Origin of the sequence: Bifidobacterium catenulatum DSM 16992 = JCM 1194 = LMG 11043 (assembly GCF_001025195.1) — a bacterium.
GTDB classification, from domain to species: Bacteria; Actinomycetota; Actinomycetes; order Actinomycetales; family Bifidobacteriaceae; genus Bifidobacterium; species Bifidobacterium catenulatum.
The window spans coordinates 1,273,235-1,285,861 of the sequence record NZ_AP012325.1 but is presented as its reverse complement, the minus strand read 5'-3'; the positions used below and the strand labels follow the sequence as shown (position 1 = coordinate 1,285,861).

The window sequence follows — 12,627 nt, the reverse complement described above, 5'->3', positions numbered from 1 at the left end:
TTAACCAGAGCAAAGAGATTGCCGAAACGTGAGTTACAGCAGGAATTTGATTTCGGCGAAAAACTCACGAACCATATTGTTGACGAGCATATCCGGGGGAGAGCCAGCCGCAATGCCTTGGGCGTTGTCTAAGCCATATTTGTCGGCAATCTGCAACGCGCGAAACATGTGGAAATTATTGGTGATCACGCCTATGGAAGCATTATCGTCGTTGATCATCTTCTTGCTGTTGACGATGTTTTCCTCAGTGGTTTTTGAATCCGACTCTTCAAGAATGCGTTGTTCGGCAATACCATGTTCCTTAAGATAGTCAGCCATGCCTTGGGCTTCGGGGAACGGTTCATTCGGTCCTTTTCCGCCGGAAACGATGCAGATGGTATTCGGATTCTCATCTAAATATTCGATGGCCTTGTCGAGACGGTAGCGAAGTACAAGGCTTGGGCCGGACTTACGCACCTGGGCGCCGAGCACCACCACATAATCAAGATCCGGTTTGCCTTGCGCATGCATCTTACTGACGATGCAACTTTCCACTGTGCCGAACGCGACCAGACCAATGCACGCGACCGCAATCAATATGCCTCTGACCAGTCTTGGCAATATCGTCCACCACCGGAAGAGCAGACCGAATCCGAGTATCGCGAACAAAGCTGCGAACGCTAGCCAAACAATCCAGAAACTCGTGCCGGAATGCGTATTGCGCACGGCGAAAGCGTAACATGCGCATGCCACGGCAAGTACTAAGCATAGAGTGCCTGTGATTCGTCTAATCAACGTTGCCATGATGAACCTCTCATTCATTGCGTGTCGCACGCAATCCTGTCTCATCCTAAGCGCGTGGCCCCTAGACTCCCAAGCGTCGCACGCCAATGCCAACAAATCCTGCGCATTCTTGCTATTGCAATACTATGTGCATTATGCCATCCATGAACGGAGCTTTGGCATGGCTGCGGCTAGGATGGGGGAGCATGACTTCAGAAACGATTATGCTTCGGACGATGCGTCGCACGGATTTTCCTGCGCTTGAAGAGCTTGTTCGACAGGCTTGGTATGCGGATGATGAGTCGGATAATAACGGGAATGTTCCGAACGATGAGCGCGAGTTGCGTGAGTACAAGCTGCGCAAGGCGATTCGTCTGCGCAATATGCACCGACTTGCGGCAATCGACATGCATGATTTTCTTTCTCGCACCACCGAGGCTACGGTCGCTGAACGTGATGGTCGGGTGCTTGGCGTGGTATTGGGATCGTTGAGGTCCCGTGTTACCACAGCGCAGAGGATACGTCATGCTATTACGCGAAATTGCTTGGCGTTGCCCTTGTTGGCAAGCAAGGATGGTCGTCGAGGACTTGCCGATCAGATTGCGATTTTGCAGGCCGATGAAGTGTTGAAGCGAGATACTGGCAAAAGCTATCAGGCTGAGGTAACGCTGTTCGTGGTTTCTCCGGAAGCGCGGGGCATGGGTGTTGGCCGTAAGCTGTTCAATCACATGCTTGACGTGTTTCGTGATGCTGGAATGAACGAGTATTTCCTCTTCACTGACACTACCTGCGATTACGGTTTTTATGATTACCGTGGTTTGACGCGTAAAGCGGAACGTACCATACGCAGGGATTCCTTTACTCAAGGTGGTTTGGAAGACGGTTCGCTTTCCTTCTTCCTGTACGAGGGGCGCTGCTGAACGTTTCTGCCCATCACTGTGAAAGGTGAGTGATCGAATCACTGAGTTCATTGGCTATCCGATATGGAAGTCTGGTGAGGCTTTGCCGAAGTTCATGCCGCCAAGGCATACTTTGGACACTTCGATGCCAGACCAGCCTGGTGACACGTACTTCATGTCTGTCATGATTGAATGGAGCTCCTTTGCCCGTTGCATGTATGAAATGTTGCTTTCCGCAGTACCGCTTGGTTGTGAATGAACCTAATGATAATATGTGTCTGTTGTATGAAGAAGCATGTTCGATGCTCATTAGACATTGCATTTTCGGCGAGGTTCAATGAACGCGTATTACAACGAAAGGACCATTATGGAAAATCCAAGCGCATTTCCCATGGGAGAGCCGAACGACGGCTTTGCCCAGTATTTCGTAGGTCAAAGCTATCTCGCGTCGGTGCTCGACACTCCTGAATTTTCCATCCACAACGTCACCTTCGAGCCGGGATGCCGCAACAACTGGCATATACATCACGGCGGAGCCCAGGTGCTCATCGCAGTGGGTGGTCGAGGCTACTACCAGATCGAAGGCCAGGAACCCAAGGAACTCAAAGCTGGCGAAGCCGTGTGCATTCCTGCAGACACCAAGCACTGGCATGGTGCGGCTCCTGGCGAATCCTTCTCCCACCTGGCGTTCATGGTTCCGGCAGGAGACCTTGGCGCGATGAGCAACGAATGGCTTGAACCGGTCGATGCGCAAGCGTACGAGTCCCTTGCCTGAACAGACGGGCGCATACATGTGATTCAGCCGGGTCAAGTCAGACCCGGCTGAATCTATTCGCCCCTCACATGTGAAAGGCTTATCTCATATCTGTCCTAAGGTGGGATAGGCGGGAATCGAGAATAATCGCAAACTTATCGTCAATTGCCTGCCGTTGACGCCATCCGAACAAGCGCAGTTTATGCGTGTAGCCAAAGGTGTGCCGCAAGAATTCGTAGGCGATCCGGCGCAGCGTGGCAACATGGCATGGATGGCCATCATCCCCGAAGAACTCAAAGCTCAAGTCACCGCCATCATCGGCAATGTTGATCCGGGAACATGCCGACAGTGTCCCAAACTCGAATGGTTGCAAACCTGGAGCGCCGGCGTCGACAAATACCAGCGACCCGGCATCCTACAGCCCGGATCCATGCTCAGGGTGGAATTCACTTTGATTGGTCGGCACACCGGGATACAAGCCAGGCGAGGATCTGCTGTTCGCTGACGGGCTTGAAATCCCATGCGTCGAGTCCCACGTTCACACTTCGCGGATCGGTGCCGTCGGGAACGTCCTGATGCGTATGGCCGTAGAGCAGCCAGCCTTCGGTGGTAGGCGCCATATCGGCGAACTCGTTCCAGTTGCTCGGCCAATCGCCGTGTTCTTCGGCCAATGTCGAGAGTCTGGGGAAGTGGCTCATGGCGATGCTTTGCTGCGTGGTCGCCACCGTTATTTTGCCGGATTCATCGAGAACGGGAAGTTCCATGTCGATTTCGCAGTAGTCATCGATGGTCTCGAACACGTCTTCGTATAGCATGTCATTGAATCGGAGACGGAAGTTGCGGTCGTGGTTGCCGATGATCAGATGCAGATGTTGGCAGTTGATTCGGCGCAGACATTCAAGCGTGTGCTCGACGGTGCAACGGTAGGAGAGGTCGCCGAGAATCCACAGTTCGTCGTCGTGCCCGACGATCTCGTTGATATTGTCGATGATGGTGTTCTCATGACGTGCGATGTCGCAGATCGCTTTGAACGATGTCTGATTGTCGTGCACATATTGTTTGATCCACGCGTGTGCGGCGGCGCGGGTCTGCGTCTGCCAGATGTCGAGGTACTCAGCACGTAGCCTGCCATTGTTCAGGAACCCGCGCAGCGCGGTGACCAGTGGATGGCCGAAATGCGTGTCCGAAGTGAAATAGCGCATATGATTCCTTACGATATGCGGTTGCTGGATGCTTTTATCAATGATAGAGCGCAACATCGCACGAATAGCCCTCCCCAAAATGCTTGTTGGCTTGTTTGTGGCACGTGTTGATGATGATCAGATGGAAGAGTCCCGCGAAACGACAAAAGAAGCTCGGTGCTTACGGCGTGACTCTCCGGCTTATTTCTTGCCCCACCCGAACTTGGGCAGTTTGATCTCCGGGAGCTGTTTCAATCCGTCTGCTATTCCTTTGCCAAACTGCTGCACTCCGTCGGCGATTCCGGCGCCTGCGTCCTGAGCGCCTTTCGCGATGGCGTCGCCCGCATCCTGCGCGATGTGCGCGGCCTGGTTTCCGGCGTCCTGCATTCCCTTGGCAACGGCGGCACCGGTGCCTTGAGCGCCCTTCGCTATCGCATTGCCGGCATCTTGGACGGCGTGTGCGGTCTTCTGCCCGGCATTCTGCAGCACCTTGCCGGTATCATCTACGGCTTTGCCTGCGGCCTCGATCCAAGTAGGCCCGTCTTCGACGTGCAGATGAATGTGCTCAAGTTGCAATGTGCTGGCGAATGCATTGAGATCGCTGGTGATGCTTTCGATGTTGGCAATGGCATGAGGTGAACTGTATGGGTTCAGCAGCACCTTCCCACCTACGATTCCAGCCTTCGTTTCCAGTTGCCTGCCCAATGCGTTGAGTGACTGCTCGATTTCCGCAAGACGCTTGTTCCTGGCAAGTACGATGCCCTTCTTGTGTGCTTCGAGCTGTTCCGGCTCCTCCTGGCATACGCGTGCGAGCTCGATGCAGGAGACTTGATCCTGCATCCTGACTGCGGATGCGAGCATGCCCAACCACTGGTGGATCTCCTGTCGAATCTGCTGGGTCAGCGGACGAACCTGCTTGGGATCCTGCTCGCGTTCCACCTTCTCGGTGAGGCCCTTGATTTTGGCGATTGCATACGCTTGGAGGGTGGCGATGTCTTGTGGGCAGCCTGACATCTTGGACCATGTGGTCTCGCTGATTGAACCGACTTGCTGGTAGATGAGCATGGTTTCGTCAATCATGTGGGAGATTCCGGCGAGCTTGCTGACGGTCTGGTCTTTCTGATCGCGCAGCAGGTCGTCGAGCTTCGCATCGATTTCCTTCAGGTAGTCGGTGATTTCGGAGACGGCCTGTTCCAGTGCCATCTGTGCCATGACGCCGCTGACACCGGTGAGTAGAGCGGGGCTGAGCTGCCCTGGCTGGGTGAATTTCAAATGTTTGATGATGCGCCCGTTCGGTTGCCGTACAACACCGGCTTGGAACGGTCCTTTCTTGCAGTTCTTGCCGTATTTGGCGACCAGCTCAGCTGATTCCTTGGTGAGTTTTACCCATCGCCCGCTTTCGGCCATGGCGTTGCCGACTGTTTGTGCGCCTTTGCTGGCCGAGGAGACGGTCTGTATGGCTTTGGCTTTGAATGCTTTGGAATCGAAGCCTTCATCCTTGAGCCAGAGATCTATGGTACCGGCGTCGCCGAGGAAGACGATGCCTTGTTCGTCTTGGATGATGGTGACGCTTTGCGCGTCGTCTGGATTGTTGTTCCCGGTGCTGGCATCGGCATCACCGTCTCCGCCTTCGAATGGGATGAGTTCGTTGGAATCGTCGTCGATCATGGTTATTCCCTTCAAATCCACTTGGTAGCAGTATACGACCGGCAGACGTGTCGGTGCGCTTGGGAGTGGCGGGGAGCAGGTATGAAAGCGGTGGGGAAGTGGTCAGTCTTCGATCTGGGCATCGCCCGAGTCAAGGGACTGGAAAATCTCGTTGAACAGGGCCTCGGTTTGTGCCTGGAGCTTTTCCAAGCGGATCTTATGCTCGCTGCCGCTTGTGGATCTGTTCATGGTGTCCATAAGACGAAGGCTTTGCAGGGTGCTTTTCCATCGTTCGACTGGTGCGTTTACGGGAAATTGGTCGGCGTATTGCTCCAGTGTCTCCTCGATGGTGTCAAGTTGCTTGGTGACTCTTGCGGATGGGCTAAGCGCGGCCGGCAGATGCATGCTCGCGGCGGCCTGCTTGAGTTTGCTGCCTACCTGTTGTTCGCTGACAAGCTGCGCCACCTTCTGCATGTTCTCCGGGTTGACCGCGATATCGACCGCCGTTTTGACGGCATAGGTCGCCGCCGATGTGACGATCCCCTTCAGAAATCCACCTTTGCGCGCCATTGGTTACCCCTTTCAATGCTGAAACTTTTCTAGGAACAGTGTAGTTCAGAGAAGGCGGAATGTTGATTTATACATGCCTATGTGGCTTGGTAGAAGGAAGAGACCCTGGATTTGAGCATTGCTAAGAGGCTTGGAAGCTGTTGCTGCTACTCGTAGCAGCAATGAGATAGAAAAGGAGGCCCACCGTATTTCAGGACGTAACGTAGCCTTGGATGGGCGCTGATATAAAAGGCTGTACATTCTTTGGTGATTGAACATGCCGCATGAGCGACAAAGTATGTAATTGAGATGTAGATGCATGAGAGTGCTGAGAGTGCGTAAAAGCGCGCGGACGCATTCTGACGAATTGCTGACTTGGAAGCAGATCCTATCTGTTGAAAGCCCGTCGCGCTCGCGAAGAAAACATGGCTCATGGTGAATGCGGATCGTCCGCATGTTATCCATCGAGCAAACAAAGGAGCGAATACCATGGGCATTAAGCACAATGCGTCTTATCAGAGTGGAGAGAACATGGCTAAGAAAACCGACGAAGAGCTTTACGATGTGGCGATAAATATGATCGGAAGCGTTGCGAAGCTTCCGGTTATCAGGGTTGATAGGGAAGCGTTTCTGCGGCAGCAATTCGCCGATTCGGAATATCTCGATGAAATTCTGCAGCATGGCCCGCAACATGTATATACGGTGGAGTCGTTGCGGAAAAAGGCGGATGGGGTGATCAAGAAATCAACGAATCAGACCACTCTTGCCGCCTTTGTGGCAGGAATTCCCGGCGGACCTGCCGCCGTTGCCGCTGGAAGTGCCGATGTGGCCCAATACTTTGGTTTCGCGATCAATCTGGCGCAGAAAATCGCCTATCTTTTTGGTGAGGATGATTTGTTCACCGACGAGTCGGAACTGAATGAAGGTGCCAAAGTCCGAGTCCTTGCGTATTTGGGTGTGATGCTCGGCGCGTCAGGTTCGGCGATGTTGGTGGGAAAGCTTGCCAGGGAAGTCGGCAAGAACATGGGCAAGAAGATCACGCAACAGGCTTTGACGAAAACGACCTGGTATCCATTGCTCAAGAAGATCGGTGCATTGGTCGGCAAACAGGTGGTGAAGGAGTCGGTTGGGAAAGCCGTTGCTAAGGTTGTGCCCGTTGTCGGCGGCGCCATTTCCGGGGCGATAACCTATGCGACGTTCAAACCCATGGGTGGCCGATTGGCCGATGTGCTGGTACGCAATCTAAACGGTGAGTTCGATGAGACCGGTATGGAACTTCGACCGGAATTCAAGAAAGCCAATACCGCAGATGCTGACACGGAAGTCACGATTCATGAGATCGAGATAGACGACTGAAAAACGGTGGGTTGGGTGGCTAGCAGAGTAGTTGTCTGTTAGCCACCCAACCCATCAGCTTTGTCATCGACTCAAAGTGCTTCGCTATTCTTCAAACGCTTTGTCCACGAACTCAGCAAGTTTGCCTTCTTTCGCGAGCTGGGCGGAGTCAGACATTGCGAAGTGCGTGTGCAGCCCCTTACCCAATTCGTTGTCATATCCGAGGATGTAGTGGGTCGCGATTTGATAGATAATCTCGGTAGGCGCGATGCCATACACCTGGTGTTCGAGGATATGCGCCAGACGGATATGGTCATCCGGGAAGTAGCGGCGCATTGCCTTGCTGTTGTACAGGCGCTTGATTATTTCGGTGATATACATGCCCGATTTCATGTACAGGTCGGCGAACGTGTGCGTCGGATCGTCGAAGCAGCCGGGGTTCTCCTGCTCGAGCATGTCGATCATCTTCACCACGACTTTGCGCGGGGTGAAAATCTGGTTGGTCTTCTGGGGCGGCACATAGTCGAAAATGTCTTCCTTGTGGGACTCATCGAAATAGTCGGCGAGTCTGCTGCGCAGATGAATGAACTCCACAATCGAATCGTTGAAGACAACAGAGTCGAACAGGTGACCGTCGAAATGCTCCTTTTCTCCGGTTTCAGGGTCCGTCACATCTCCGCCGTCGCGCAGGAGTCTGAACTGATCTACGGTGATGCTGGTGACATCCTTGAACACGTAGTCCGGGATGATGCTGTCGAACGATTCAAGGGTGGTGTTCTCATCTCCGTAGGCCATCAGGAATGAAGGAATCGTGCGGGAGAAACCACGCAGATGGTCGCGGATGCCGTTTTCGATGCTGTTTTTCTGAGCTTCTTTCTTCGCGGTCTCGATCTCACGTACCACGGTTTCGCCGGCAGATTGGACCATTTCGCTGCGCGACTGCTTGAGATTATCGATAAGAGTCAGACGAGCGGTTTCAATCCGTTCGTCGTGTGCCTGATTGATTTGCTCTTCCTCAGCTTGGCTCTTGGCGTTTTCGAGTGCTTGCGCACGGTCACGTTCGATGCGGTTCTTCTCGATGTTGTAGTCGCCGTACTCGCGGTTGATACGGTTATTCACATCGGCCTTGATCTTACGTTCGACCTTCTTCTGTTGGGAAGCCTTCATATCGGAGCCGTAGTTCTGCTTGGCGGCTTCGACCAACGGTTCGGCGACGCTGACGCCAACAGCTTTCTGGAGATCGGCAAGGAAATCCTCTTCGGGATTCTCCGGTTTCTCGGAGACAAGGGAGTCGATCACGGAATTAAGTTCGTTGTTGATATTGCCATACACTTTGTCCCCGAACAGATCCTTGGACTTGCCGATGACCTGTTCATCTGGGATGGACACTTCGCCGTTTTCGCCGAGATTGAGTTCATCGGCGGTTCCTGCTTTGACTCCGAGGTCTTCTCTCGGAGCCTTGTATGGTTCCAGCTGTTGCAGGGTCTCAATCACTTCGGCCGGAGCATGGAAGATGTTGCTGATGTTCTGGAACAGGAAATCGCACATGAAGCCGCGGCGCACAACCTCGCGTGAATGAATCTTGCGTGGGATGGAGAGCACTTGCTCAGCATCCAGCTCCACCATTTCGCCGTTTTCATCCTCACCGATCACAGGGAAGAAGTTCAGCAACCGGCGCACGTTTTGCTTACGCGAGTCGGTGTCACCACCGCCACACGTGGTGCCGGAATACAGGTCGTTCGCGTATTCCTCGAACACGGTTAGCGAACGTGCCGGATCGAAATCGAACACGTACGCGTTTTCCTTGCGCTGGTATTTGCCGTTCCTACTGAACAAGCAAGGGTTTTGCGCGCGGAATGCGGCCTGCCCATACAGTGCCGGGCTCTTCATGTTCGACAGCATGAGCACGCCCGTCCATTCAGGAACCGTCACGCCTGTGGTCAGCTGGCCGACTGACAAGGTGATGGTCTTCGTCTTGGCGTTTTCTCCGCCCTTCTCTGCCTTGGCGATAGCGTCGCGAACTTTGTCGAACGACTTCTCGTTTTCTTCGTCATCGTCGATCTTGCCGTCGCCGGCCGCAAGAATGATCTCGTAGTACTTGAACACTTCGTGCTGCCGGAGCATTTTGGCAAGGGCACGGGCGGAATCCACACGGTTGAGCATCCAGAACGTGTGGCGTAGCTCATCGCGCAACTCTGGCGTGGAGAACGGGTATTTCTTCTGTGTGGTCAGAGCGTCGAGGAAACGCTTCACATCGTCATAGTGAACGAATCGCCCATCCTTTGTCTCGAAGAATTCGTTCAGATCGAATGCGTATTCGGTCTGTTCACCATCGATCTGCATGCCCTGCGCTACTTCGTTCTCGATGATGTCGGACATCTGGTAGGTGAACATGTTGAGTTTCGGCAGGTTCTCGTATGGGTTGCGCAGTTCCGGATCGTTCCAGTCCCTTTTGGCCTGCTGCTCGTCCGCATATGTCCAGTTGTAGATCGCGTTCTCGGGGAACTTGTCGTTCGCGATGGCCTTGAATGGCGTTCCCGACAGGTGCAGTGTGTTCCTGCGCTTGATATGGTCAAATGCCACGTCCGTCTTGTACGTGTCCACGCCTTCGTGCGCTTCATCGATGACGAGCAGGTCATATTCGTATTCCGCCACATACTTTAGCTTGTCGTAATGGCCGCCGAACTCGATGGAGCCCTTCAGATCCTGCAGACTGATGAACTCGACGGAGTTCGGAAGCTTGCCCTTGCTCGCAAGATGCAGGTATTCATCGTGGCTGATGCAATATGGTTTGCCAGCCAAAGCGTCCACACTGCTGATGAACCGCCAGCCGGAATCGGTGCCGACGAACTTGACATAGTCGTCATACCAGGAATTCGCAATCGCGGGACGATTCGTCACGACGAGAATGCGTTTCGCCTTACCGTCCTTTCCCGGCGTGGGAAGGAGCTTGCAGAGGTCATAGGTGGCAAGGGTCTTGCCGAAACGCGGCTTCGCGTTCCATAGGAATTCGCCTTGCTCGTGCAGCTGGAAATAGTCCAGGGTTTTGCTGACCGCAGCTTCCTGTTCTGCACGCAACTCATAATCGGAGGCTCCGAGGCCGTCAAGAATTCCATGATTCTCACGAAACTCATGGAATCTATCCTTCGCGTTAGGGGGATTAATCTCGAACCATTCGGTGCCGGGCTGATCATTGATGCCGAGATTGCGCAGATAGGTATGGAAATCGGTGTCATGAAACACTTCGCCAGTGTCCTCATAAGTGGCATTGCCATGCCATTCGAGTTTCGCGATGACATCTGCCGTATGAGTTTGTTGCGCAATACGGACGTTTACATCCTGCTCGGTATAACCGATTTTCGTCCAGCCGTCATGACGGCGGATTTCTGGAGTAGTGTATGCATAAATCTGGGGGAGTGCCGGTCGAGTGCTCTTGACCTTGCCTGTGATATCGGAAACGCTCATCAGTTCATCTCCTTGATCATATTGTTAATGAAGGCTATTTCTTCGGAGGTCAATTTATATTTCTTGAACAGCTCCTCGTCAGTCCATTGCTTGGTGAAATCTTGAGCGGGAACAAACACAAATGATGCCTTGCTGATATGCTGGGTCACCACCACTTGGGCAAGAAGAAACCGAACGAATTTTGTTTTCAAATATGCCATGTAATTGTCAGCTTCGGCTTCTGTGTCAAAGGCTCCAGCTACGAGATAAGTCTCAGTGCAAATTGACTTTGGTGGCAATTTCTCCGTAGTAGAGAGGATTCTGAATTGTCCGTTTTTATCGGGTTGCCCAGCGTGTTCGGCAGATAAATAGGAAATAATGATCTTCCACTTATCAATCATGTCAAACCCAGCGGTAACGTCTTCTTTACGGAATGGGCCAACGCCTTTGTTGTATCGTAATAGTAGTTCACCTTCTGTTGAAGGTTTTACATAGGTGCGCAAGCCAAAAGGTTTTTGCGTTGAGACAAAATCTGTAAGTGTTATTTCTTTTAGTGCAGTGGTTTTTTCAATAATGGATTCGGCTAGAGGATATCGAATGAAAGTGTCGAACATGTCCAATTTTCGCTGACATTTCGTAGTAATTCCGTTATGCGTGTTGGAATAGTGGCAGCCCCCCCCCTCATAGCTTTTATCGCGTACAAAAATGCACACTCCACCTGCGATATCTGCGTCGGGGAATACGTCGAGCGAATTGGTGTAGTCGGCCAAGCGACGAATATGCGAGTCATTGAGCATTTCCTGACGGAATTGATCTAGGCCCTTTCCGCCTGAATACCACTTGGCCGGAATGATTAAGCTCAGCACAGAGGGGTCAAGCTCTTTGACAGCATCGATAAACTTGTTATAGACGGGAGTTGCACTGGCTCCCGCTCCGCCGTCCTCCATCTGATATGGAGGATTGCCGATTATATAGTCAAACTTCATTGTTCTGCTCCCTTCAACAGTTGGCTATATGATAACGAAGTTTTTGCTCTCCAGTCATACAACCGGACAAATGCCGGTACGTCTTGCGAATTGGGTTCATCAAGCATGGTCAGCATGTCGAGCATGTCGAATTCGACCTTCTGCTCAGGCGGCTTACGGAATGGTATCGTCTCGGTCAGTCCATCCATCTGCCAGAGGTTCCAGACGATTACATTCGCAATCTGCTTGAGATGCTTCTTGTCCGGGTCGGTGCCGAATCTGTTGCGGTAATGATCTACGAAGGTAAGCAACAGGTTTGCGCGTGCGATCAGCAGGCTGTCGCCTTGGAATTCGTAGCCGTATACGCTTTGGAATGCCCGCAATGTCCACTTCCACCACATCAGGTCATTTTCCGTGTGCTCATCTACGATACGTAGTTTGCGATCGAGCAGGCCAATGCGTTGACTGATAGGCAGTATTGCTCCTGTAGCGGCGTCGTAGCGCGATACCAGGAACGGGGCTTCACCGCAGGTGATTTCCAATCGGCGGCTGTCCACATAGTCATGCCAGCCGTGTTTTTTCGTAGAGGGGAACGTGATTTTTCCCTCCGTAGGAATCCAGGAATGGTCTTCCTGCTCCGTATTGAACACGTGCTTTCTTCCGAACCATTCCTCATCAAGGTTATTGACCATCTGGTTCACCATCCATGATGGTGTGAATACCTCGGCTTTTGCCTTGGTACGGCCTGTCTGCTCATCTAGGGTTTTCTGTACGCGCGGCACAATGCATACGGTGGAGGTCTCGCCTGAAATCTGCTGGGCAAGTATCGGTGCTGCTTCCGTGGCGGTCGGTTCGGCGTCCACGTACGCATCAGTTGCGTAGATGATGTTCTGCTTTGTGCTTTTGTCTTGCAGAAGAATACCCAGTACGTCTTTCACCGGGTATGCATTGAAGTCAATGAGCGTTGTGCACTGGATTTTATCGGTATCGGTCATATTCATCCTCAAAAGGGTAGGTCACTCATTGATTGGTTAAGTATAGTGCAAAAAGTATGTTGCTTATCTATAATCGGGATAAGCAACATATAGTTA

General features: G+C 52.6%; 10 protein-coding genes. 3 read left to right on the top strand and 7 right to left on the bottom strand.

Annotated features, from left to right (window positions below):
* Positions 1-33 precede the first annotated feature (33 nt).
* On the bottom strand, positions 34-783 hold the full coding sequence (locus BBCT_RS05535; protein ID WP_033513361.1) for a YdcF family protein: 750 nt from the start codon (positions 781-783) through the stop codon (positions 34-36).
* Positions 784-968: 185 nt separating this feature from the next.
* Between BBCT_RS05535 and BBCT_RS05530 the strand changes: the two genes are divergently transcribed.
* Complete coding sequence (locus BBCT_RS05530) at positions 969-1,682, top strand: GNAT family N-acetyltransferase (protein ID WP_033513357.1); 714 nt, start codon at positions 969-971, stop codon at positions 1,680-1,682.
* 346 nt (positions 1,683-2,028) lie between these two features.
* Positions 2,029-2,436 (top strand): cupin domain-containing protein, encoded by a 408-nt coding sequence (locus BBCT_RS05525; protein ID WP_033513358.1) that lies wholly within the window; start codon positions 2,029-2,031, stop codon positions 2,434-2,436.
* A 425-nt stretch (positions 2,437-2,861) separates the two neighbouring features.
* On the opposite strand, the gene BBCT_RS05520 is transcribed toward BBCT_RS05525, so the two are convergent.
* The 3 genes from BBCT_RS05520 to BBCT_RS05510 form a co-directional block, all read right to left on the bottom strand.
* Positions 2,862-3,617: a hypothetical protein gene (locus BBCT_RS05520; protein ID WP_047750645.1), complete on the bottom strand. Its 756-nt coding sequence runs from the start codon at positions 3,615-3,617 to the stop codon at positions 2,862-2,864.
* 180 nt (positions 3,618-3,797) lie between these two features.
* The gene (locus tag BBCT_RS05515) at positions 3,798-5,264 is read right to left on the bottom strand and encodes a hypothetical protein (protein WP_003834525.1); all 1,467 of its coding nucleotides are present in this window, start codon (positions 5,262-5,264) and stop codon (positions 3,798-3,800) included.
* Between the two features lie 102 nt (positions 5,265-5,366).
* Positions 5,367-5,813, bottom strand: coding sequence for a hypothetical protein (locus BBCT_RS05510; protein WP_003834526.1), 447 nt, complete (start codon positions 5,811-5,813; stop codon positions 5,367-5,369).
* A gap of 510 nt (positions 5,814-6,323) precedes the next feature.
* On the opposite strand from BBCT_RS05510, the gene BBCT_RS05505 reads away from it, so the two are divergent.
* The gene (locus BBCT_RS05505; RefSeq protein ID WP_033513461.1) at positions 6,324-7,148 is read left to right on the top strand and encodes a hypothetical protein; all 825 of its coding nucleotides are present in this window, start codon (positions 6,324-6,326) and stop codon (positions 7,146-7,148) included.
* Positions 7,149-7,232: 84 nt separating this feature from the next.
* On the opposite strand, the gene BBCT_RS05500 is transcribed toward BBCT_RS05505, so the two are convergent.
* From BBCT_RS05500 to BBCT_RS05490, 3 genes are read right to left on the bottom strand one after another with little or no spacing between them, the layout of a single operon-like run.
* On the bottom strand, positions 7,233-10,592 hold the full coding sequence (locus tag BBCT_RS05500; RefSeq protein ID WP_003834531.1) for a DEAD/DEAH box helicase family protein: 3,360 nt from the start codon (positions 10,590-10,592) through the stop codon (positions 7,233-7,235).
* Positions 10,592-11,557, bottom strand: coding sequence for an Eco57I restriction-modification methylase domain-containing protein (locus BBCT_RS05495; RefSeq protein WP_003834532.1), 966 nt, complete (start codon positions 11,555-11,557; stop codon positions 10,592-10,594). Before BBCT_RS05495 ends, BBCT_RS05500 begins: the two co-directional genes overlap by 1 nt.
* The gene (locus BBCT_RS05490; protein ID WP_033513451.1) at positions 11,554-12,531 is read right to left on the bottom strand and encodes a hypothetical protein; all 978 of its coding nucleotides are present in this window, start codon (positions 12,529-12,531) and stop codon (positions 11,554-11,556) included. Before BBCT_RS05490 ends, BBCT_RS05495 begins: the two co-directional genes overlap by 4 nt.
* Between the last annotated feature and the right edge of the window lie 96 nt (positions 12,532-12,627).

Bases quoted from the DNA above. Each gene is read 5' to 3' on its own strand.
- BBCT_RS05535 (WP_033513361.1), bottom strand. From the start codon at position 783: ATGGCAACGTTGATTAGACGAATCACAGGCACTCTATGCTTAGTACTT.
- BBCT_RS05530 (WP_033513357.1), top strand. From the start codon at position 969: ATGACTTCAGAAACGATTATGCTTCGGACGATGCGTCGCACGGATTTT.
- BBCT_RS05525 (WP_033513358.1), top strand. From the start codon at position 2,029: ATGGAAAATCCAAGCGCATTTCCCATGGGAGAGCCGAACGACGGCTTT.
- BBCT_RS05520 (WP_047750645.1), bottom strand. From the start codon at position 3,617: ATGCGCTATTTCACTTCGGACACGCATTTCGGCCATCCACTGGTCACC.
- BBCT_RS05515 (WP_003834525.1), bottom strand. From the start codon at position 5,264: ATGATCGACGACGATTCCAACGAACTCATCCCATTCGAAGGCGGAGAC.
- BBCT_RS05510 (WP_003834526.1), bottom strand. From the start codon at position 5,813: ATGGCGCGCAAAGGTGGATTTCTGAAGGGGATCGTCACATCGGCGGCG.
- BBCT_RS05505 (WP_033513461.1), top strand. From the start codon at position 6,324: ATGGCTAAGAAAACCGACGAAGAGCTTTACGATGTGGCGATAAATATG.
- BBCT_RS05500 (WP_003834531.1), bottom strand. From the start codon at position 10,592: ATGAGCGTTTCCGATATCACAGGCAAGGTCAAGAGCACTCGACCGGCA.
- BBCT_RS05495 (WP_003834532.1), bottom strand. From the start codon at position 11,557: ATGAAGTTTGACTATATAATCGGCAATCCTCCATATCAGATGGAGGAC.
- BBCT_RS05490 (WP_033513451.1), bottom strand. From the start codon at position 12,531: ATGACCGATACCGATAAAATCCAGTGCACAACGCTCATTGACTTCAAT.